Origin of the sequence: Pseudoalteromonas sp. NC201 (genome assembly GCF_002850255.1) — a bacterium.
Classification (GTDB): Bacteria; Pseudomonadota; Gammaproteobacteria; order Enterobacterales; family Alteromonadaceae; genus Pseudoalteromonas.
The window spans coordinates 737,205-757,895 of the sequence record NZ_CP022522.1; the positions used below are offsets into that span (position 1 = coordinate 737,205).

Annotated in this window: 22 protein-coding genes; 18 read left to right on the forward strand and 4 right to left on the reverse strand. The window is 44.8% G+C overall.

Features of this window, described 5'->3' with window-relative positions:
- Positions 1 to 3: 3 nt before the first annotated feature.
- From PNC201_RS03170 to PNC201_RS23605, 10 genes are all read left to right on the forward strand, one after another.
- Positions 4 to 1,488, forward strand: a complete 1,485-nt coding sequence (locus PNC201_RS03170) for an NAD(P)H-hydrate dehydratase (protein WP_102056148.1) — start codon at positions 4 to 6, stop codon at positions 1,486 to 1,488.
- Positions 1,485 to 1,958, forward strand: coding sequence for a tRNA (adenosine(37)-N6)-threonylcarbamoyltransferase complex ATPase subunit type 1 TsaE (gene tsaE / locus PNC201_RS03175; protein WP_069020897.1), 474 nt, complete (start codon positions 1,485 to 1,487; stop codon positions 1,956 to 1,958). Before PNC201_RS03170 ends, tsaE begins: the two co-directional genes overlap by 4 nt.
- A complete protein-coding gene (locus PNC201_RS03180; RefSeq protein ID WP_102056149.1) occupies positions 1,951 to 3,294 on the forward strand; it encodes an N-acetylmuramoyl-L-alanine amidase in 1,344 nt (447 codons plus the stop codon). The genes tsaE and PNC201_RS03180 overlap by 8 nt, the downstream gene beginning before the upstream one ends.
- 3 nt (positions 3,295 to 3,297) lie before the next feature.
- On the forward strand, positions 3,298 to 5,163 hold the full coding sequence (gene mutL, locus PNC201_RS03185; protein ID WP_233525241.1) for a DNA mismatch repair endonuclease MutL: 1,866 nt from the start codon (positions 3,298 to 3,300) through the stop codon (positions 5,161 to 5,163).
- 106 nt (positions 5,164 to 5,269) lie between these two features.
- Positions 5,270 to 6,160, forward strand: a complete 891-nt coding sequence (gene miaA / locus PNC201_RS03190) for a tRNA (adenosine(37)-N6)-dimethylallyltransferase MiaA (RefSeq protein WP_233525242.1) — start codon at positions 5,270 to 5,272, stop codon at positions 6,158 to 6,160.
- A gap of 76 nt (positions 6,161 to 6,236) precedes the next feature.
- Positions 6,237 to 6,500 (forward strand): RNA chaperone Hfq, encoded by a 264-nt coding sequence (gene hfq / locus PNC201_RS03195; protein WP_010377383.1) that lies wholly within the window; start codon positions 6,237 to 6,239, stop codon positions 6,498 to 6,500.
- Positions 6,501 to 6,524: 24 nt separating this feature from the next.
- A complete protein-coding gene (gene hflX / locus PNC201_RS03200; RefSeq protein WP_102056152.1) occupies positions 6,525 to 7,814 on the forward strand; it encodes a ribosome rescue GTPase HflX in 1,290 nt (429 codons plus the stop codon).
- A gap of 92 nt (positions 7,815 to 7,906) precedes the next feature.
- On the forward strand, positions 7,907 to 9,082 hold the full coding sequence (gene hflK, locus PNC201_RS03205) for an FtsH protease activity modulator HflK (RefSeq protein ID WP_102056153.1): 1,176 nt from the start codon (positions 7,907 to 7,909) through the stop codon (positions 9,080 to 9,082).
- A 5-nt stretch (positions 9,083 to 9,087) separates the two neighbouring features.
- Positions 9,088 to 9,966, forward strand: coding sequence for a protease modulator HflC (hflC, locus tag PNC201_RS03210; RefSeq protein WP_010377388.1), 879 nt, complete (start codon positions 9,088 to 9,090; stop codon positions 9,964 to 9,966).
- A 62-nt stretch (positions 9,967 to 10,028) separates the two neighbouring features.
- A complete protein-coding gene (locus tag PNC201_RS23605) occupies positions 10,029 to 10,154 on the forward strand; it encodes a hypothetical protein (protein WP_267895181.1) in 126 nt (41 codons plus the stop codon).
- 230 nt (positions 10,155 to 10,384) lie between these two features.
- On the opposite strand, the gene PNC201_RS03215 is transcribed toward PNC201_RS23605, so the two are convergent.
- Entirely contained in the window at positions 10,385 to 11,545 is a 1,161-nt protein-coding gene (locus PNC201_RS03215) for a DcaP family trimeric outer membrane transporter (RefSeq protein ID WP_102056154.1), read from the reverse strand.
- A gap of 314 nt (positions 11,546 to 11,859) precedes the next feature.
- Here PNC201_RS03215 and acs point away from each other — a divergent pair, with 314 nt between their 5' ends.
- Together acs and PNC201_RS03225 are read left to right on the forward strand one after the other, a co-directional pair.
- A complete protein-coding gene (acs, locus tag PNC201_RS03220) occupies positions 11,860 to 13,800 on the forward strand; it encodes an acetate--CoA ligase (protein WP_102056155.1) in 1,941 nt (646 codons plus the stop codon).
- An 86-nt stretch (positions 13,801 to 13,886) separates the two neighbouring features.
- Positions 13,887 to 14,540: a response regulator transcription factor gene (locus PNC201_RS03225; RefSeq protein WP_010605647.1), complete on the forward strand. Its 654-nt coding sequence runs from the start codon at positions 13,887 to 13,889 to the stop codon at positions 14,538 to 14,540.
- A gap of 47 nt (positions 14,541 to 14,587) precedes the next feature.
- Here PNC201_RS03225 and PNC201_RS03230 read toward each other — a convergent pair whose 3' ends face one another.
- From PNC201_RS03230 to PNC201_RS03240, 3 genes are read right to left on the reverse strand one after another with little or no spacing between them, the layout of a single operon-like run.
- Positions 14,588 to 15,772 carry a vWA domain-containing protein gene (locus PNC201_RS03230; protein WP_102056156.1) on the reverse strand — a complete coding sequence of 395 codons (1,185 nt, stop codon included), beginning with the start codon at positions 15,770 to 15,772 and terminating at the stop codon, positions 14,588 to 14,590.
- A gap of 2 nt (positions 15,773 to 15,774) precedes the next feature.
- Positions 15,775 to 16,608: an AAA family ATPase gene (locus PNC201_RS03235; RefSeq protein ID WP_010605645.1), complete on the reverse strand. Its 834-nt coding sequence runs from the start codon at positions 16,606 to 16,608 to the stop codon at positions 15,775 to 15,777.
- Between the two features lie 46 nt (positions 16,609 to 16,654).
- Positions 16,655 to 16,891, reverse strand: coding sequence for a DUF1653 domain-containing protein (locus tag PNC201_RS03240; RefSeq protein ID WP_010377401.1), 237 nt, complete (start codon positions 16,889 to 16,891; stop codon positions 16,655 to 16,657).
- Positions 16,892 to 16,975: 84 nt separating this feature from the next.
- Between PNC201_RS03240 and PNC201_RS03245 the strand changes: the two genes are divergently transcribed.
- The 6 genes from PNC201_RS03245 (at position 16,976) to truD (ending at position 20,686) form a co-directional block, all read left to right on the forward strand.
- Positions 16,976 to 17,446 (forward strand): DUF2947 domain-containing protein, encoded by a 471-nt coding sequence (locus PNC201_RS03245; protein WP_045962078.1) that lies wholly within the window; start codon positions 16,976 to 16,978, stop codon positions 17,444 to 17,446.
- A gap of 84 nt (positions 17,447 to 17,530) precedes the next feature.
- Entirely contained in the window at positions 17,531 to 18,175 is a 645-nt protein-coding gene (locus PNC201_RS03250) for a hypothetical protein (protein ID WP_199539680.1), read from the forward strand.
- Between the two features lie 32 nt (positions 18,176 to 18,207).
- Complete coding sequence (gene ftsB / locus PNC201_RS03255; RefSeq protein ID WP_010605642.1) at positions 18,208 to 18,501, forward strand: cell division protein FtsB; 294 nt, start codon at positions 18,208 to 18,210, stop codon at positions 18,499 to 18,501.
- On the forward strand, positions 18,485 to 19,183 hold the full coding sequence (ispD, locus tag PNC201_RS03260; protein ID WP_102056157.1) for a 2-C-methyl-D-erythritol 4-phosphate cytidylyltransferase: 699 nt from the start codon (positions 18,485 to 18,487) through the stop codon (positions 19,181 to 19,183). The genes ftsB and ispD overlap by 17 nt, the downstream gene beginning before the upstream one ends.
- Positions 19,176 to 19,652: a 2-C-methyl-D-erythritol 2,4-cyclodiphosphate synthase gene (gene ispF / locus PNC201_RS03265; RefSeq protein ID WP_102056158.1), complete on the forward strand. Its 477-nt coding sequence runs from the start codon at positions 19,176 to 19,178 to the stop codon at positions 19,650 to 19,652. Before ispD ends, ispF begins: the two co-directional genes overlap by 8 nt.
- Positions 19,649 to 20,686: a tRNA pseudouridine(13) synthase TruD gene (gene truD, locus PNC201_RS03270; RefSeq protein WP_010605638.1), complete on the forward strand. Its 1,038-nt coding sequence runs from the start codon at positions 19,649 to 19,651 to the stop codon at positions 20,684 to 20,686. The genes ispF and truD overlap by 4 nt, the downstream gene beginning before the upstream one ends.
- Positions 20,687 to 20,691 lie beyond the last annotated feature (5 nt).

The window sequence follows — 20,691 nt, forward strand, 5'->3', positions numbered from 1 at the left end:
ATAATGGCTAATGAATACACGGACAATTTACCACAATTTGCTTATTCAGCCCAACAAGTGCAGCAATATGAAGCAAAAGCCGCAAAGTTATCAGGCACAGATCTAAGTACCTTAATGCAACGAGCTGGGGCCGCTGCATTTCGCTTTATTGAAAACAGCCAGCCCAAATCCAGCCATATCTTAATTATCACAGGTAAAGGCAATAACGCGGGAGACGGTTTTGTCGTCGCTCAATTATGTCAGCAGGCCGGATTTTCCGTCACCGTACTCGCGTTATTTGCACCCGAAAGCTTAACGGGCGATGCGCTGCAGGCATTTTCTCAATATCAAGGCGCATTGGTTTTTTCGTTGAACGAAGTAGAGTTAAGTCAGTTTACGGTTGTGGTTGATGGTGTGTTCGGCACAGGTTTTAGAGGTGAGCTGCCTGACCATGTTTGCCTTTGTTTTGACAAAATAAATAAACTGCCGGTTACTAGGTTGGCACTTGATGTACCGAGCGGTATAAATGCCACAACAGGAGAAGTTGCGGCCAGTGCATTTTTAGCTACCGAAACCATCACCTTTATCGCGTTAAAACAGGGCTTACTTAGCGGCTCGGCAAAGCGTTTTGTGGGGGCGCTATTGTTAGCCGACTTGGATGTTGGTGAAGCATTCAAAACCCTAGTAACGCCAACATCTAATTACTTAAATCATGAAACGTTCATGGCAGCAAGGCCGCAGCGAGCACCAGATAGCTATAAAAATGCACATGGTCATGTGTTACTTATTGGTGGTAATCGTGGTATGGCTGGAGCAATTCGATTGGCGGCAGAAGCCACTCTGCGTGCAGGAGCTGGCCTTGTATCGGTCGCTACTCATCCTGATAATATTGCAAGCGTCTTACAGGGGCGTTTTGAATTAATGGTGCACGGTGTTGAGAGTGCGAATGAGTTATTGCCACTGATAAAAAAAGCCAGTGTGATAGTGCTTGGTCCCGGGCTTGGTCAAGACGCTTGGGCCAAAACACTTTTTAACCATGCGATGGCAACTGAATTACCGATGGTTGTGGATGCTGATGGGCTCAATTGTTTAGCGCATGCACCGAGGCAAAAATCAAACTGGGTATTAACGCCTCACCTAGGTGAAGCAAGGCGGTTATTGAACCACTTAGAGACACCGCTAAATGAACATGACCGTTTCGCGGTGGCTAAAAAAATTAGCCATGAATATGGCGCCGTTACGGTACTAAAAGGGCCGGGCAGTTTGATATCTGAAGGTGAGCGGATAAATATTAATCGTTCAGGCTGTGCAGGAATGGCGAGTGCTGGGATGGGCGATGTTTTATCTGGTATCATAGGCGGTTTAATTGCCCAAGGGATGGAAGCATTTGCCGCAACAAACCTAGCCGTGTATATTCATGGTTTAGCTGCCGAGCAGGCCGCCCATGATGGCGAAAAAGGTATGTTGGCCGGGGATTTATTCGAACATATTCGAGGTATTTTAGGGTGACGACAGGTCATATGAGATTCGATTTGGCTGATGAGCCAGCAACAGTTGCCATGGGTAATAAAATTGCCAATGTTATTCGTCAAGGTGCGGTACTATTTTTACACGGTGATTTAGGCGCAGGTAAAACCACGCTCACTCGCGGGATCGTGCAAAGTCTTGGTCATTCAGGTAAGGTAAAAAGTCCAACTTATACCTTAGTTGAACCTTATGAACTGGATGATGTCTCAATATATCATTTTGATTTATATCGATTAGGTTCGCCTGAAGAGCTCGAATACATGGGGATCCGGGATTACTTTGCAAGTAATGCTATCTGTGTTGTTGAGTGGCCTGAAAAAGGTGAAGGCTTTATTCCAAACCCAGATATAGACGTCACAATGCAGTATGCTGGTGATGGCCGTCAAATTACACTTGAGGCCAAGTCTAGCCGCGGCGAGGCACTATTAAAACAATTACAAGATTATGCGTAATCAGCCGACTATTAGTTATATTTTCATTTTTATCTGCATGCTCTTAACGAGCATGCAGAGCATCGCCCAAAACGCCATCGAAAGTGTGCGTGTTTGGCCCTCCCCAGAAAGCACTCGTATTGTTTTTGATATGAGCGATAAGCCGGATTACAGCTATTTTGTGCTGAAAAATCCACTGCGCTTGGTGATCGACCTTGAAAACACCAAGCAACAAAAAGACTTTCCGAGTGTTCCTGACGAACATCGAGTTGTAAACAAGGTGCGCCACAGCAAACCGAAAAACAGCAATTCTGCACGGATTGTTGTGGAGCTAAGTCGCAGCGCTACGCCAAAAATCTTTGCGTTAGCACCAACCGGTCCGTATAAAAACCGCTTAGTCGTTGATTTGTATGGTAAGCAGATGAGTGCTTATGACGATACAAAAACTGCCACACCACGAAAAACACTCGCGCAAGACAGAGATATTGTGATCGCCATCGATGCCGGTCATGGCGGTGAAGATCCAGGTTCTATTGGACCTTCAGGTACTTATGAAAAGCTTGTAACCATTCAAATTGCGAAGCGTTTAGCACGCTTAGTAGATAGCCAGCCGGGGATGAGCGCAAAGCTTATTCGTACTGGCGATTATTACCTCAAGTTGAATACGAGAACTGCAAGAGCGCGCGAAAGAAAAGCGGATTTCTTTGTATCTATTCACGCAGATGCCTTCACCAGCCCTCAACCACGCGGCGCGTCGGTCTGGGTGTTATCACTACGCAGAGCGAATTCTGAAATAGGTAAGTGGCTAGAAGACAAAGAAAAACACTCACAATTATTGGGTGGTGCAGCCGACTTAATTAAAGATACGGCCAACGAAAAATATTTAGCCAAAGCGTTACTTGATATGTCGATGGAACATTCGATGAAAACCGGGTTTCAGGTCGCAGAAGAAGTCGTCAAAGAGCTGAAAAAAGTGGCAAAAATGCACAAAAGCAGACCGCAAGCTGCAAACTTTGGGGTACTAAAATCACCAGATATACCTTCGATTCTGGTGGAAACCGGGTTTATTTCAAACCCCAAAGAAGAAAAGCTATTAATGTCTCCGCATTATCAAGAACGTTTAGCTCGGGCTATTTTTAGTTCGATAAAAGGCTATTATGAGAAAAATCCACCGGATAATTCGCTCTTTGCGCGTATGCAATCCAACAAGCCGGTGACGCATAAAGTAAAAAGTGGCGAATCATTGAGTGTGCTGGCTAGTCGTTATGGCATTACGGTCAGTGAATTGAAAAAAGCAAATAACCTGAAAAACAATACCTTGTTTATTGGGCAAGTCTTAACTATTCCAAAAGCGTAAATGATGACGATAGAAATACTTCCAGCTCGGTTAGCCAACCAAATCGCTGCCGGTGAGGTGGTGGAGCGGCCAGCATCCGTCGTGAAAGAGCTGGTGGAAAACAGTATTGATGCAGGTGCGACGCGCATTCAAATAGACATTGAGCGTGGAGGACACAAGCTTATTCGGATCCGTGATAACGGTATCGGTATTGTTAAAGACGAGCTGATGTTGGCATTGTCTCGCCACGCGACAAGTAAACTGAGAAGTTTAGATGATCTGGAGTGTATTGCTTCGCTTGGCTTTCGAGGTGAGGCGCTGGCATCCATCAGTTCAGTATCGCGACTGACTCTGAGCTCTAAACCTCAAGCGCAAGAAACTGCTTGGCAGGCTTTCGCCGAAGGGCGAGATATGGCTGTGCAGGTTCAACCTACCGCGCACCCAGACGGCACCACGATTGAAGTCAAAGATCTGTTTTTCAACACGCCTGCACGAAGAAAGTTTTTACGCACCGAAAAAACCGAGTTTAGCCATATCGATGAGCTGGTTAAGCGTATTGCATTGAGTCGTTTTGATGTTGCCATCACGCTCACTCATAACCAAAAGGTGGTTCGCCAATATCGCCCTCGCACTATTGAAAAAGGTGTTGAGCGAGTTGCGCAAGTTGGTGGTAAAGCATTCTTACAGCAAGCAAGCTTTATCGACTCAGGGCATGAGGGACTAAGATTATTCGGTTGGGTGTTACCTGCGGGGGTCAACAACGGCACACAATATACCTACGTAAACGGTCGTATGATGCGAGATAAGCTCATCTTGCATGCGATTCGCCAAGCATTTGATGAATCAATCGGGCATGAAGAGCTTCCCGGTTTTGTCATATATCTTGAATTAGACCCGAGACAAGTTGACGTTAATGTCCATCCAGCGAAACACGAAGTTCGCTTTCATCAAGCGCGCTTGGTTCACGACTTTATTGTACAAGCAATAAAGCAGGTCGCGACGGAGCAAATTGATTTATCTTGTGCAAGCGAGACCGAGACTCAAGCACCTGATATCGCATCGCCATTATTTGCGCCTCAAGAACAGGTAGATGAAACCTATCATCAAAGTTACCGTTCAACCTTACAGCCCGAAACGCAAGCACAGACCTATTCGGCTCCAAGTGCCTTCGGCGAGTGCTCTGAGGCATCAAGAGCAGCTTCAAGTAGTGGCCGAAGTAATTATGGCGGTGCAACAGGTGGTGGCAAAAAACAGGTGAATGTAAACCAGCTCTATCAAGGGCTATCACATCAACAGATGCAGCACTTCGATCAAATTGAAGAAGCTGCATTACCGTCAAGTGAAGTAAGTAGCGCCCCGATATCCGCTAGTAAATCTAGCTGGATGCTGTTACCACAAGGTAAAGTCATACTTGAGCAAGACAATCATTTGTTGTTTGGTGATTGTAGGCAGGGGTTGTTGCCATATTGGCAAATGCAAATTGAGCAAGATGGCACATTGCAAGGCAAAGCGTTGTTGTTACCCGTGCGCATCAAGTTAGATAAAGCCGCACTGGAAGCATTGCAGCAGCGTGAAACTTGGTTGGCAATTTTAGGGTTTGCGATTGAAATTTTTGATGGTCATATTTTAGTTAAAAAGTTGCCAGTGTCGCTCTATAGCATAGATGTTGGTGAAATTTCTAAGCAGATGATGGAACCAAGCTCAGATGCTGAACTCCAAGATTGGTTACAGTGGCTAGAAGTCTCAACACCCAGTAGCTATTTCGATAGCCAGCATTTTGATTTAGTTAAAGAAAAATTACTTTCAAAAGCCTCATGTTTGGCTCGTATTCATAAAAGTGCGGTTACAATTGATGCCCAGAAGTTGGTTAGTTTTTTAAGTTCGCAGTAATTCGTGCCTAAGTAGGTATTAATTACCATGTACTATCAGCTATAATACGAGATTAGTGCAGTTTATTAGTAGGTTAGATGTGAACAAGTTACCTGTCATTACCCTAATGGGACCGACAGCAGCGGGCAAAACCGCATTGGCCATAGAGTTATGCCAAGCATTAAATACCGAAATCATCAGTGTAGACTCGGCGTTAGTATACAAAGGGATGGATATCGGTACGGCAAAGCCGAGCGCACAAGAGCAAGCACAGGCACTACATCACCTAATTGATATTATTGATCCAGCACAAAGCTATTCGGTTGCTGAGTTTCGTGCTGATGCTATTAAACTAATTGACGATTTTCATCAGCGTGGCAAGGTGCCAATTTTAGTGGGTGGCACGATGATGTACTTTAAAGGCTTGATTGAAGGCCTGTCGCCATTACCAGAGGCTGATGCTGAAATCAGAGCGGTATTGGAGCGCGAAGCCGAACAAAAGGGTTGGCCTGCGCTGCATCAACAGTTAAAAGAGATTGACTCAGAAGCCGCGGCTAAAATCAGCGAAAACGATTCGCAACGTATCAACCGTGCTTTGGAAGTTTATCGCATTAGTGGTAAAACGATGACTCAATTGCAGCAAAGCAAACAGGATGCATTGCCGTATCAATTTCATCAATTTGCGATTGCACCAAGTGACCGAAAAGTCTTACATGAACGTATAGAGAAAAGATTTGAAATAATGTTGGATGAAGGCTTTAAAAATGAAGTTTTGGCCTTATATCAACGTAAAGATTTACACCCTGATTTGCCTTCTATTCGCTGTGTCGGATATCGGCAAATGTGGGAGTATTTAGCTGGCGAGTGCGATTATAACGAAATGGTTTTCAAAGGCGTCGCAGCGACCAGACAACTGGCGAAGCGGCAATTAACTTGGCTGAGGGGGTGGCAAGATGTGACTTGGCTTGACACCGATAGTCAAGAAAACTTGCAACGTGTTCTAACTTCGCTAAGCTAATAGTAGTTGTTAAATCAGCGTGTTCTGATTAAATCAACGACCTGACATAATAACACCTAAAACGAAGGATAAGAAAATGGCAAAAGGCCAATCTTTACAAGACCCATTTTTGAATGTCTTGCGTCGTGAGCGCATTCCTGTCTCAATTTTTTTAGTGAATGGCATTAAATTACAGGGCAAGATCCAGTCATTTGACCAATTTGTGATTTTGCTTGAAAACACAGTAAACCAAATGGTTTACAAACACGCCATCTCCACTGTGGTTCCAGCTCGTGCGGTTAACTTCCAAAATGCAACCGGAAGTGAAGCGGGCGACCAAGGTGAAGAAGGTAATTATTAATTCTTATTAGTAGGAGCTTAATGCTTGTTTGACCGTTATGAAGCCGGCGAACAGGCAGTCTTGGTTCATATAGAATTTCCTCACGAAGGAGATCGCGAAGATCTACGTGAATTGGAAATGCTAGTTTCTTCTGCTGGTGTTAGTAGTGTGGCGGTTGTGCAAGGCAGCCGTCAAGCACCACATGCAAAGTTGTTTGTCGGAACGGGTAAAGCTGAAGAAATTGCCGAGATTGTCAACATCCACAACGCAGATGTCATCATATTTAACCACCAACTCAGTCCCTCACAAGAGCGCAATTTAGAACGCGTTTGTAAGTGCCGAGTGTTAGATAGGACAACGCTGATCTTAGATATTTTCGCGCAAAGAGCCCGTACCCACGAAGGTAAATTGCAGGTTGAGCTTGCTCAGCTAAGGCATATCTCTACGCGCTTAATTCGAGGATGGACGCACTTAGAAAGGCAAAAAGGGGGGATCGGCTTACGTGGTCCTGGTGAAACCCAATTAGAAACCGATAGACGGTTACTAAGAGAGCGAATTAAGAGTATTCGTAAACGATTAGACAAGGTAGCCGTTGTGCGTGAGCAAGGGCGTCGAGCGCGTAGTCGTAACGAGATCCCAACTGTTTCTCTGGTAGGCTACACCAATGCGGGTAAATCGACGCTGTTTAACAAAATTACGGATGCGGATGTATATGCTGCGGACCAATTGTTCGCAACGCTTGATCCTACGCTGAGAAAGATCGAAATCGATGATGTTGGCCCCGTTATCTTAGCAGATACAGTAGGTTTTATTCGTCATTTACCTCATGACTTGGTAGCAGCATTTAAGGCGACTTTAACAGAGACTCGAGAGGCGGATTTACAGCTTCATGTCATCGATGTTGCAGATCCGAGAAGAAAAGAAAATATAGAACAGGTACAATTGGTTCTAGAGGAAATTGAAGCCAATGACATTCCTCAACTTTTAGTCTACAACAAAATTGATCTAATGGACGAAGTTGCGCCTAGAATAGATAGGGACGATGAAGGAAAACCGATCAGAGTGTGGTTAAGTGCCCACTCTGGAGAAGGGGTTTCGTTGTTATTCGACGCCGTTAAAGAGTTGTTGGCAAAAACCGTTTTCACAGCTGAGCTTGCCGTACCTCCTGCGCTTGGGCGCTTACGAGGTGCACTATTTGAGCTTAATGCCGTGGATGAAAAAGGCTACGACGAGCAAGGCAACTGGCTTGTTTCGGTAAGAATGCCAAAAATCGAATGGGAAAAGCTCAATAAGGAATTCGGGCGAAATCTCAATGATTTGGTTGTTGGTAGTTAAAAATCGTCAATTTCGAGCGTATTTTTATATGAGAGTCGCTCGAATTTTGTTAGATTTAACCTAATTCATTTAAATAACAATGGAGTATAGCTATGGCCTGGAACGAACCGGGTAATAATGGCAATGATAACGATCCGTGGAAAAACCGCGGGGGGCGGGATCAAGGCCCACCTGATCTAGATGAAGTATTCCGTAAATTTGGTAATAAATTCGGCGGTATTTTCGGCGGTAAGCCGGGGAAAGGTGGTAATGGCGGATTAGGCGGTGCTGGTTTCGTCTTTATACTTATTATCGCAGCCATCGTATGGGCACTAAGTGGTATTTACACGGTAAAAGAGGCTGAACGTGGCATCGTGTTGCAATTTGGTAAGTTTGACCGTATTGCTGAGCCGGGTCTGCGTTGGAAAGCCACGTTCATCGAACGTGTTATTCCTATAGATATTGAAGCGGTGCGTTCATTGTCGGCTTCAGGCTTTATGCTTACGGAAGACGAAAACGTCGTGAGTGTTGAGTTTGAAGTGCAATATCGTGTTGTAGATCCAACGCTTTATCGTTTCAGTGTGACCGATGCTGATCACAGCTTACAACAAGCGCTAGACAGTGCTCTACGTTACGTTGTGGGCCATTCTCGCATGGACCAAGTGTTAACTACGGGTCGTGAAGTGGTTCGTCAGCGCACTTGGGAAGAGCTAAACAGTATTATCGAACCATACAATCTTGGTTTGATTGTTACAGACGTTAACTTTAAGGACTCGCGTCCTCCTTCAGAAGTAAAAGACGCATTTGATGATGCGATTGCTGCACAAGAAGATGAAGAGCGTTTCATTCGTGAAGCAGAAGCTTATGCGAAAGAAATTGAACCGCGTGCGCGTGGTCAAGTGACTCGTATGACGCAAGAAGCAGAAGCTTATCGCGAGCGTATAATCCTTGAATCTCGAGGTGAAGTGGAGCGCTTTGAAAAGTTACTACCAGAATACCAAGCTGCGAAAGAAGTAACGCGTAAACGCTTATATATTGATACAATGGAGCAAGTTTTGGGCCGTAGCTCAAAGGTATTGGTTGATGTTGAAGGTGGTAATAACATGCTGTATCTACCACTTGATAAGATTATGCAATCCCATAACAACACTTCGTCACCAGTACGTTTGCCAAATCAGAGCGATATTGAGCAGCTTCGTAGAACGATTGAAGGTACTCAACAGCAAAATAGCTCTGTCAATTCAGGCGGTGATAGATTTAATCGCGACAGATTTGGTAACGGGAGATAATCAATATGAAGAATTTTAGTCTACTTCTATTAGTCACTGCCGTGATCATGTCGTTCTCTGGTATCTTTGTAGTAAACGAAGGTCAAAGAGCAATTGTACTGCTATTTAGCAAGGTACAAAAAGACGCGAATGGCGATGCTCTGGTGTATGAACCCGGCCTTCACCTGAAGGTGCCTTTCTTTAGCCAAGTACGTAAATTAGATGCACGGATCCAAACACTTGATGGTCAACCTGATCGCTTTGTGACGAGCGAGAAGAAAGACTTGATCGTGGATTCTTACGTTAAGTGGCGCGTGAATGACTTTAGTGCTTATTACCTACGTGCGCGTGGTGATAAACAGTATGCTGAAACGCTACTTAAGCAAAAGGTGAACAACGGTCTAAGAACAAACTTCGGTTCGCGTACTATTAAAGAAATAGTATCTGGTGAACGTAGCGAGCTAATGGAAGAAGCGTTAGTTCAAGCGTCTGAAAGTGCAACTGAGCTTGGGATTGAAGTACTTGATGTCCGTGTTAAGCAAATTAACCTACCTAACGAAGTAAGTAACTCGATCTACCAGCGTATGCGTGCGGAGCGTCAAGCTGTGGCGAAAGAGCACCGTTCTGAGGGTCAAGAGAAGGCGGAGACCATCCGTGCTAATGTTGATCGTCGAGTGACAGTAATGCTTGCAGATGCTGAGCGTAATGCTCGCGCGGTTCGCGGTCAAGGTGATGCAACGGCGGCAAACATTTACGCTAAAGCATATAATAAAGACCCTGAGTTTTTCGGGTTTGTTCGTTCGCTTGAAGCATATAAAAATACCTTTAAAGATAAGAATGACGTTATGGTGTTATCACCGGATAGCAAGTTCTTTGATTATATGAAGGATGCAAAAGCTCAATAAGATGATGCTTTTGAGATGATTGTAAAACCCCGCCAGCCAGCGGGGTTTTTTATTGGCGCGATATGGTCACAACGTTAGACGATGAAATCCCACGTTTTATGCCGCAAAAACACACTGTAGCAGCGACTTTATGTCGCGAAGAAACACACCGTAGCAGCGACTTTATGTCGCGAAGAAACACATCGTAGCAGCGACTTTATGTCGCGAAGAAACACATCGTAGCAGCGGATTTTATGTAGCGGAAAAACACATCGTAGCAGCGACTTTATGTCGCGAAGAAACACACCGTAGCAGCGACTTTATATCGCGAAAAAATACATCGTAGCAGCGACTTTATGTCGCGACCAACAATAAAAAAGCGGCCAATAGGCCGCAGTTAGGAAGTGAATTGGTACTAGCCTATTAAAATTACAAAACCTTAAAACACGTACTTCACTGAAAGTTGCAGTCTGTCTAAATCACCTTCGAGGCCACTTTCTGTTTCCCGAGTGCCCATCTTATATTCAGCACCAAAGGTAAGCTTTTTAACGGGTGAATAAAGTAGGTTTGCGCTGTAACTCATACTTGATTTTGTCGGATCGCCAGTTACCGCCAGCAAATCGCTTTCGTTATCAGCATTAAAGAATGAGTATAAGAATGTTGAGCGGAACTGATCATTCCAGCTATGTTGGTAAGCAATAAAGCCCGACGTCGAGTCAATTGCATGTAACGAGTTACCGTCGTATACCGCACCATTAGCAACGTTCAGTCCTACATAACGACCAAGCCCTTGACCTTGGGTCAGCATAAACTTCAAGTTATTGTTGCCAAAATTAACACGACCAGATGCACTGACCCCAAATGAGCTTTCAGACTCATCAGCTCCACCGACTTTATAGGTTATTTGGCGCGCAAGTGCCGCTACCGCAATATGACCCCAATCTGCATTGTGTGTGTAACGTGCAGTGAAATCAGGCATGCTAGCGTCATCAGTGACGACACGGCCACTATCTGCAGTGGTAACCGTGCTTTCTGGGTTTTCAATAGAGAAAGACCAGTTTCCCGTGGTGTATTTAGCCATGGCTTGGCGCACGAAAACGGTACCTTCAGCTGGGCCGACGAAGTCTAGAGTCTCTGGTAGCGCACTAACATTTTGGAAGTTTGACCAAGCCTGACCGAACAAGAAGCCCTTGTAGCTCACAAAGGCTTGGCGAATACGAGGTGAGTAGGAGTTACTAACACGCTCATTGCCTCCAGATGTAGAAATAAAGTCTAGCTCGATTTTAGTTTTGATACTGCTGCCATCATCAAGCTTAGTATCGGTCCCGAAGCTAAAGCGAGATTGACGAGTGTGCATATCAAATACAGCGTCGCTATCTGAGTTAACCCCGACAGGAGTCGTACCAGGAACGTAAAAATCTCGACCTATATTTTGTGCACCCAACGCGCCGTCAGAAAAGTCACTCCAAATGGCATCAAGCTTGATATAACCACCATAGTTAACTTTAGTATCGCCAATCTCAGCCGCAGTGGCAGGGAGAGCGCAGAGGCTACTGATAGCAACTGCGAGCAGTTTTTTATTAATGTTATTCGTTGTCATAATCCAGTTCCTCAATAGCTGTGCTTTGCAGTTGGCAGCAGCCGATATTCATATTAATCATCACTAACTGTTGTTTAAGGTTGGTTTTTACTCAATTACCTATTGGTCTATTAGACTAAGGTGGCATACAGTAAATGAGCGGAGGATAAGGCGATCATAACGTTTGAATTAGGTACAGTCGGTAAGTTGTATGAAACTTTTACGTTTGCAGCTGTTCTACAACTAAGGTCTAATACTTAAACACCCAAGGCTGGGTGATCCTTAGGAAAAGCGTGTCTAGCAGACCTAGACCTCTAAATATAATGGAGATGACTATGTCACAGAGCATTTATCCAGTTCCTGAAAAAATCAAGAACGCAGCATTAATCAACGACGAGCAATATCAAGAACTATATCAAAAGTCGATTGATGACCCCGCAGAGTTTTGGAAAGAGCACGGTCAACGTTTAGATTGGTTCAAACCTTATAGTAAAGTTAAAAATACCTCATTTGATAAAGGCCATATCAATATTAAATGGTATGAAGACGGCGTACTAAATGCCTCTTATAACTGTATCGATAGACACCTCGAAAAGCGCGCCGATAAAGTTGCGTTGATTTGGGAAGGTGATAACCCAGAACAAACGGAAAATATTACCTACCAACAACTACACGATGAAGTCGCAAAGCTTGCCAATGGCCTCAAGAGCCTAGGAGTTGCAAAGGGTGACCGCGTCGCTATCTACATGCCGATGACTCCACAAGCAATTTATGCCATGCAGGCCTGTGCAAGAATTGGTGCTATCCATTCCGTTGTGTTTGGGGGCTTTTCACCTTCTGCGATTGCAGACCGTATTAAAGATTCTGGCGCCAAAGTTGTCATCACCTCAGATGAAGGTCGTCGCGGTGGTAATTGTGTGCCGCTTAAGGCAAATGTTGATGAAGCGGTAGCGCAAGCAGGCGTCACCACTATCGAGCATGTGGTTGTACATCAATTAACAGGAGGCGATGTTGAATGGAATGCTCACGATGTCTGGTGGCATGAATTAGTTGCTGATAAGCCAGCCGAATGTGAACCTGAAATGATGAATGCGGAAGATCCGCTCTTTATTCTTTATACCTCGGGCTCTACCGGTCAGCCGAAAGGGGTAGTGCATACTACGGGTGGATACCTAGTGTATGCATCAATGACCCATGAGTATGTATTCGACCTTCAAGAAGATGATATTTACTGGTGTAGCGCGGATGTGGGTTGGATCACAGGTCATAGTTATATTGCTTATGGTCCACTTGTGAATGGTTGTACTCAAGTTGTATTCGAAGGCGTGCCGACCTATCCGACGTCTGGTCGCATGGGTGAAATCGTTGATAAACATGGTGTTACTATCCTTTATACAGCACCTACCGCGATCCGTGCTTTGATGGCGAAAGGTGACGAGCCAACAGCAAGTTCTAAGCGTGATAGTTTACGTATTTTGGGTTCGGTCGGTGAGCCAATTAATCCAGAGGCTTGGTCTTGGTATTACGAGCAAATTGGTAATAGCGATTGTCCTATCGTAGATACTTGGTGGCAAACCGAAACGGGCGGCATCATGATCACGCCACTACCTGGCGCTACTGCACTTAAGCCGGGCTCTGCGACCCGTCCATTCTTTGGTATTGCTCCTGCACTGTTTGACGCGGAAGGTAATACGCTGACAGGCGCGACCGAAGGTAATCTGGTGATCTTGGATAGTTGGCCTTCACAAGCCCGTACGGTTTATGGCGACCATGAGCGTTTTGAACAAACGTACTTCTCGGCTTATCCGGGCGTTTATTTTACGGGCGATGGTTGTCGCCGTGATGAAGACGGTTACTACTGGATCACCGGTCGCGTGGATGATGTACTTAACGTTTCAGGTCACCGCCTCGGTACTGCTGAAATCGAAAGTGCGTTAGTCGCTCACGAAGCGGTTGCTGAGGCGGCTGTGGTAGGCTATCCACACGACATTAAAGGTCAAGGGATCTATGTCTATATCACGCCAAATGAAGGGGTAACGGTATCTGACGAGTTAACTAAAGAGGTGAGAAATTGGGTGCGTAAAGAGCTAAGCCCAATTGCAACCCCTGACATGATCCAATGGTCTCCAGGTTTACCTAAAACCCGTTCTGGTAAAATCATGCGCCGTATTTTGCGTAAGATTGCAGCCAACGAGTATCAACAGTTAGGGGATACTTCTACACTTGCCGATCCAAGTGTGGTTGATGAATTAATCGAGAATAGATTGAATCGTTAACTGAATAACTTGAATTGCGACCTAATATAAACATACTATAACGGCTGTTATCTTTACGATAACAGCCGATTTTTTAGGAGCATAGCATGTATCAGTTTTTAATCGCGGATGATCATCCTCTATTTCGAGAGGCGCTTAAGGGGGCTCTAAAAGCGCAGTTTGAAGGACTAGAGGTATTCGAATCTGAAAACTTTGACACTACGCTCTCGGTCTTACAACAACAAGAAGAACTAGACCTACTCCTGCTCGATTTACATATGCCGGGCAATGGTGATTTATATGGACTAATTCGGATCCGTGAGGATCACCCAAGTCTTCCAGTTGTTGTGGTTTCGGGAAGCGAAGACCTTTCTATCATTTCTAAAGTGATGGGATACGGCGCGATGGGTTTTATCCCAAAAGCGGCGTCAGTAGAACAAATTACCGAAGCCATAGAGCAAGTGCTCGAAGGTGACACGTGGTTGCCTGAAGGCATGAAAGACAAAGTGGCTGAACTTGAAGGGGAGGACAAAGAGCTTGCCCAACAAGTGGCCTCGCTCACGCCGCAGCAATATAAAGTGCTGCAATATTTACACGAAGGTTTGCTGAATAAGCAAATTGCCTACGAGCTAAATATTTCAGAGGCAACGGTGAAAGCACATATCACCGCTATCTTCAGAAAGTTGGGTGTCTATAATCGTACTCAAGCCGTATTGATTGCTTCAAAACTACAACTAGAACCTATCGAAGCGAGTGACTAATTTCGCATCATTGCTTGCAAGGTGCTTACCTTGCAAGCAGCACTGCTTTAGCTTAACTCTTTAAACGCCTGACTTAGTCCCTCTATTGTTAGCGGATACATTCTGTCTTGCATTAATTGATTTATTAGCTCTATCGAATGGTAATAAGACCAATAGCTTTGCGGCTGAGGGTTAAGCCAAGCCACCTTACTAAAGTGATTGGTTAAACGATTCAGCCAAGTAGCACCTGCTTCTTGATTCCAATGCTCTACGCTACCGCCGGGATAGGTGATTTCATAGGGGCCCATTGTCGCGTCACCAACAAATATTAGTCGATAGTCTGAGCCGTATCGATTAATTAGCTGATAAGTATCAAGCAATTCGCTGTCACGACGGTCATTATCGTGCCAAACATGTTCGTACACACAATTATGAAAGTAAAAAAACTCGAGGTGCTTAAATTCACTGTGTGCGGCACTGAAGAGTTGTTCACAAAGCTGGATATAGTCATCCATAGAGCCGCCAATATCAAACAGCATCAATACCTTCACTGAGTTATGTCGCTCAGGAGCCATTTTCACATCCAGCATGCCGCCTTGTCTTGCGGTAGCGCGAATGGTTTCATTAAGATCGAGCTGATCGCTTGCTCCGCTGCGCGCAAATTTACGCAATTGCTTGAGTGCAAGCTTAATATTGCGGCTGCTGATGTCGGTATTACTGTCAAGATTGCGATACTGCCGTTTATCCCAGACTTTTACTGCTCTGCGATGGCGATTTCCATCTTGGCCAATGCGGATCCCTTCAGGATTATAGCCGTAAGCGCCAAAAGGCGAAGTGCCTCCTGTACCAACCCATTTATTGCCGCCTGCGTGACGTTTTTGTTGCTCTGCCAAGCGTGCTTTTAACGTTTCAAGGAGCTTATCGAGTCCACCCATGGCGTTCAGTTTGGCTTTTTCTTCTTCAGACAGCGATTTCTCAAACTCTTTACGCAACCAATCCTCAGGCAATTGCTGCTGTTGAAGTTGTGAGAAGAGATCAATTGACTCTATTCCCTCAAAGTAATCAGCAAACGCACGGTCGAATTTATCAAACAAGGTTTCATCTTTCACGAAGATGGTTTTTGCCAAAAAGTAAAAGCCGTCCAGATCGGCAAAGCAAACTTCTTTATCCAGCGCCTCTAAACAGTCTAGTAATTCGCGCAGGCTCGCTTTGATACCGTAACGTCTAAGCGTGAGTACAAAATCGATGAGCATGATCAGCGGCGGCTCATAAAGGCGAGTTTCTCAACCAAAGAAACATCTTGCTCGTTTTTAAGTAGCGCACCAAATAACGGCATTAGGCCACCTTGGTTAGATTTGTCATGCAACGCGTCAGGGGAAATATCTTCCGCTAATAATAGTTTTAGCCAGTCGAGTAATTCACTCGTGCTTGGCTTTTTCTTTAGGTTTGGTGTGTCGCGTAATTGGAAAAAGCTTTCGAGTGCTCGTTGTACTAAATTTGCTTTAATATGTGGAAAATGCACGTCTACAATCTGCTGCATCTCTTCTTTGCTCGGAAAGTCGATGTAGTGGAAAAAGCAGCGGCGTAAAAAGGCATCTGGTAGCTCTTTTTCATTGTTTGAAGTGATAATAACGATGGGGCGCACCTTTGCCTTTATTTGCTCGTTAGTTTCGTAGACATGAAACTCCATTTTATCGAGTTCTAACAGCAGATCATTGGGGAATTCAATATCGGCTTTGTCGATTTCATCAATCAGCAGAACGGGGCGCTTTGTGGCGCTAAATGCCTGCCACAGCTTACCTTTGATGATGTAATTGCCAACGTCATTAACGCGAGGATCGCCAAGTTGACTGTCGCGTAAACGCGAGACTGCATCGTATTCGTACAGGCCTTGCTGGGCTTTGGTGGTTGACTTTATATGCCATTGAATTAGTTCGGTATCTAAACTTTTTGCCAATTCTTCGGCGAGTAAGGTCTTGCCAGTACCAGGTTCACCTTTAATGAGGAGTGGTTTTTCTAAAACGATGGCCGCATTCACGGCCTGTTGTAGAGCAGAGGTAGCAATATATTGATCAGTACCTTTAAACATAGTTCAACTTCTTGTGGTCAGATGAGATAGGCTCATCTTGCCACAATCAGCTTTTCGCTGCCAACCCTGCTTCGGTTTCGATTAAGGTGAAGCGAGGCACCGCTTCGCCTTCGACCATAACGTCTTCTAAAAACATTTCAAGTGGTCGAACCCAAAAGCTCATATCTCCATATAGGGTTTGATAAACCACTTGCTTCTCTTGCGTTTCACTGTGCGTTGCCAAGGCGTGCACTCGATATAATTTTCCTTTGTAGTGGCGGTAAATTCCAGGTGTGATATCCACTAATTCAAGCTCCAAAAAATAAAAGCCGTACGTGACGGGCTGAAATGTTATAATCCGTGCCATTAAGACTGAAGGTGTTTAAAGATGAATTATATTGCGCTGGACGATTATAAGAAAGCTTGGGTTTTCAAACATAAAGATCTTCCAATCGAAGAATCCGACCTGGCATTGATAAAACCAATGTCAGCGGCGCGCGCTGCGGTGCTTTGGAGCACTATGGTAAGCAACGAAAAAGATCACCCTGATTTCTTTGATAAAACTGACTGGGTTGGTAAAGCGGACTCATGGCAAGAAACCCTCAATTGGGAGCAGCCGTGGGAAGCTGGAGAAGCATTTCCTGAAACTATCGAGCAATTTCTTGATTGGCAAGCTAATACTACCGTGTATTTTTGTCTCTCTCGAGATGATGTGATCGAGACCCGCTTTGACGTGTTTAAGCGATGTTGGCAGAACTTTATGTTTTTGACTGATGGTAGTTTCTTAATAGGAAAAAAACGCAGTTCGGTAGTACAATTTATGGCTGAGGGGCAAGCAAAATTAGGAACCAAGCCGTAAGCAAGTACAACTGAGCAGTTTGCTTTGATTTGAAACATGGCTAGTGTATAAAGGATGTACACCAGTCTACTAAAGTAGATTGCATTGACGGGAGGCGTTTTGGAGCAACAGCAAAATACAATCTGGTATGACGAAGCATCTCGCCTTGTATTTGCCGAGCTTGTAAACGTATTTTATGCCAGAGAGTTGCCGAAACTTGCTGAACTCTCCGATCATACTCGCCTTCAGCGTTTGTTAAACAGCCTGCCGTATTATGTTGAGCGCGCGGCCACACATATTATTCATGGTGATGTCCCGCTTGAGCTAGATAGTTTCAATGGATGTTGGTTAGCAAAGCAAAAATCACAGCCTAAATGTGATGACGCTGCCAACGCAGCATTTTTTACTACTAAGGTGAAAGTGGGGCTAGTGGTTCCCGTGCTATATGCAGACTCGACGGGGACAACCGTGAGGCTCGACAGTGTTGACCAAGTGGGTGAAGCTGACAAATTGCACTGCAACCAATTTGGCTGGTTTAGTGTTAGTGGCAATAGCTTACAAGCAAGTGATGAAGCGCGTGTACAACTGCTAAAACCGACGAAAGCGTTAATGACAGCTGCCTGTTGTGGCCATACTTGGTATTTTGGCAAGGCGGTAGTACCACGAAGGCTGACGCTAAGGGAAATGCTACTTGCCAGTGCAATCAATTGGCCACAAGTACAAAAAACAAAAACGAGTCAACGATCCTAATCGACTCAAAAAACAGAAGTTTGGATTAAGCAATGCGATTTTTTCAGTTAGCGCTGTTGGTTTTAGCGCTATTTATTCAGTACAGACTTTGGTTCGGCCACAACGGCGTGGAGGACTACACTCGGATAAAATCCGTGGTTAAATCGCACCAAGAAACCAATGCCAACCTCAGTAAACGAAATAAACTATTAAAAGCGGATATCGAAGATTTAAAACTCGGCCTTGAAGGTGTTGAGGAGCGCGCTCGTCATGAGCTTGGCATGATTAAGCCTGGCGAAACTTTTATCCGTGTATTACCGAAAGTACCTCATGAAAAGAAACGATAAACTTGCAGTCGTCATCCCCGCAGCTGGGGTTGGCAGTCGTATGCAGGCGCAGATGCCTAAACAATATATTCCACTATTAGGTAAACCGATCTTAGTACATACACTGGAAAAACTAGCCGGACTTGAGTGCGTCAATCAATTTATGGTTGCCGTTTCCAAAGAAGATGGATATTTTTCATCGGCGTTACTACCTGATAGCCGTTTTAGCTACTGTGAAGGTGGACAAGAACGTGCCGACTCCGTTTTATTGGCGCTAAAAGCGTTAGCACCAAGTTGCCCTGACTGGGTGTTAGTTCATGATGCGGCTCGACCTTTAGTTGCGCTGGACGATATTCATCAGCTGATTTTACAATGTATAGATCAACAGCAAGGTGGCATACTGGCTGCCAAGGTTAAAGATACCATCAAACGCGGTGCGGAGTTGGTACAGGAGACCGTACCTAGAGCGTCGTTATGGCAGGCTTTTACGCCTCAAATGTTTAGGTATGAAGAGTTATTGGCTGCGCTGGAGCTTGGACTTTCTCAAGGTGCAAATATCACAGATGAAGCATCAGCGATGGAATTACAAAATCAGCCAGTCCAACTCATTGCCGCGCGTACAGATAACATTAAGATCACAACGCCGGAGGATTTACCTCTGGCGGAGTTTATAATTCAACAACAAGGTAAACAGCATGATTAGAATTGGCCACGGATTTGATGTTCATAAATTTGGTGGAGCTGGCCCATTGACGATTTGTGGGGAAAAAATTCCTTACGAACAGGGGTTTATTGCTCACTCCGATGGTGATGTGGCAATTCATGCATTGTGTGATGCCTTGTTGGGAGCGCTTGCGCTGGGAGATATTGGTAAGCACTTTCCTGATACCGCGAGTGAATTTGAAAATATCGACAGTCGTATTTTATTACGCCGCGTGATGGAACAAGTGAAAGCGCTTGGCTATCAAATAGGCAATATCGATATCACGATTGTCGCGCAAGCACCAAAAATGCGACCACATATTGATGCGATGCGCGGTAAAATCGCAAACGACTGTGAAGCGCAGCTGGAGCAAGTTAATGTTAAAGCAACCACTACTGAAAAGCTGGGTTTTGAGGGACGTAAGGAAGGGATCTCAAGCCATGCTGTGGTGCTATTGGTAAAAGCATGAAGACACTAAATTATCTTTACGGCAAACCGTTATCTGATGGCGATTATAAGTCACAACCAGAAGACTTTAGAGTCGAAGAAATTTTAGATATTCCTTTTACTGGCGAAGGTGAGCACGTTTGCTTGCAGATCATAAAAAAGGGAGAAAACACTGCATTTGTCGCTAAAAAGCTTGCAGAATTTGCTCAAATTTCACCGCGAGATGTCAGTTATGCAGGAATTAAAGACAGACACGGCGTATGTACGCAGTGGTTTAGTGTGCCGGTGCCAATTAAAAAGTCGGTAGATTTTAGTGCATTAAATAGTGACTCTATTTTTGTGGTGCAACAAATACGGCACAATCGAAAGTTAAAAACAGGCTGTCATAAGGGCAATCGCTTTGCCATTACCCTCAGAAACGTGACTGCTCCACTTGATATTCTGTCGCGTATTAATGCCGTACGCCAAGGGGTTCCTAATTATTTTGGAGAACAACGTTTTGGTCATGATGGCCACAACTTAGCCATGGCAGATAGGTTATTTGACGGCGAAAAGATCCGCGATAAAAAGCTCAGAGGGCTGGTGCTTTCAGCCGCCCGCTCTCATCTGTTTAACGAAGTCGTCAGTCGCCGCGTGGCAGAGCATGGTTTGGCAACGACTTGGCATCGTGAAATCTTTTTACTGAGCGGTAGTAACGCCTTTTTTGATTCAGAAATTGATTGCGAGCTCATCGAACGGTTACTGAATGGCGACATTTTGCTTTCGGCGCCATTGGTTGGCAAAGGTGAAAAGGGCTTGTTGCCGCAAGAGCGTGAATGGTTGGCTCCTTTCGCTAAATGGCACGAAGGGTTGGCTGAATTTGGGATGAAAAATGAGCGTAGAGCGCTTAGATTAATACCCGAAGCACTTAAAGTGAGTATGGCTGACAACAGTACGCTCACCCTAGAATTCAGTTTACCAAAAGGAACTTTTGCCACGGCGCTGCTCAGAGAGCTTGTTAATCATAAAGATGCCAGTAAAAAGTTTAATAAACATGAAGAGTCGATACAGCAGTGAGATAC

Coding starts and splice junctions, on each gene's coding strand:
- truD (WP_010605638.1), top strand. CDS start 19,649: ATGAAGACACTAAATTATCTTTACGGCAAACCGTTATCTGATGGCGAT.
- hflK (WP_102056153.1), top strand. CDS start 7,907: ATGGCCTGGAACGAACCGGGTAATAATGGCAATGATAACGATCCGTGG.
- PNC201_RS03215 (WP_102056154.1), bottom strand. CDS start 11,545: ATGACAACGAATAACATTAATAAAAAACTGCTCGCAGTTGCTATCAGT.
- PNC201_RS03235 (WP_010605645.1), bottom strand. CDS start 16,608: ATGTTTAAAGGTACTGATCAATATATTGCTACCTCTGCTCTACAACAG.
- hfq (WP_010377383.1), top strand. CDS start 6,237: ATGGCAAAAGGCCAATCTTTACAAGACCCATTTTTGAATGTCTTGCGT.
- mutL (WP_233525241.1), top strand. CDS start 3,298: ATGACGATAGAAATACTTCCAGCTCGGTTAGCCAACCAAATCGCTGCC.
- PNC201_RS03230 (WP_102056156.1), bottom strand. CDS start 15,772: ATGCTCATCGATTTTGTACTCACGCTTAGACGTTACGGTATCAAAGCG.
- hflC (WP_010377388.1), top strand. CDS start 9,088: ATGAAGAATTTTAGTCTACTTCTATTAGTCACTGCCGTGATCATGTCG.
- ftsB (WP_010605642.1), top strand. CDS start 18,208: ATGCGATTTTTTCAGTTAGCGCTGTTGGTTTTAGCGCTATTTATTCAG.
- PNC201_RS03180 (WP_102056149.1), top strand. CDS start 1,951: ATGCGTAATCAGCCGACTATTAGTTATATTTTCATTTTTATCTGCATG.
- PNC201_RS03170 (WP_102056148.1), top strand. CDS start 4: ATGGCTAATGAATACACGGACAATTTACCACAATTTGCTTATTCAGCC.
- ispD (WP_102056157.1), top strand. CDS start 18,485: ATGAAAAGAAACGATAAACTTGCAGTCGTCATCCCCGCAGCTGGGGTT.
- ispF (WP_102056158.1), top strand. CDS start 19,176: ATGATTAGAATTGGCCACGGATTTGATGTTCATAAATTTGGTGGAGCT.
- miaA (WP_233525242.1), top strand. CDS start 5,270: ATGGGACCGACAGCAGCGGGCAAAACCGCATTGGCCATAGAGTTATGC.
- acs (WP_102056155.1), top strand. CDS start 11,860: ATGTCACAGAGCATTTATCCAGTTCCTGAAAAAATCAAGAACGCAGCA.
- PNC201_RS03245 (WP_045962078.1), top strand. CDS start 16,976: ATGAATTATATTGCGCTGGACGATTATAAGAAAGCTTGGGTTTTCAAA.
- PNC201_RS23605 (WP_267895181.1), top strand. CDS start 10,029: ATGGTCACAACGTTAGACGATGAAATCCCACGTTTTATGCCGCAAAAA.
- PNC201_RS03225 (WP_010605647.1), top strand. CDS start 13,887: ATGTATCAGTTTTTAATCGCGGATGATCATCCTCTATTTCGAGAGGCG.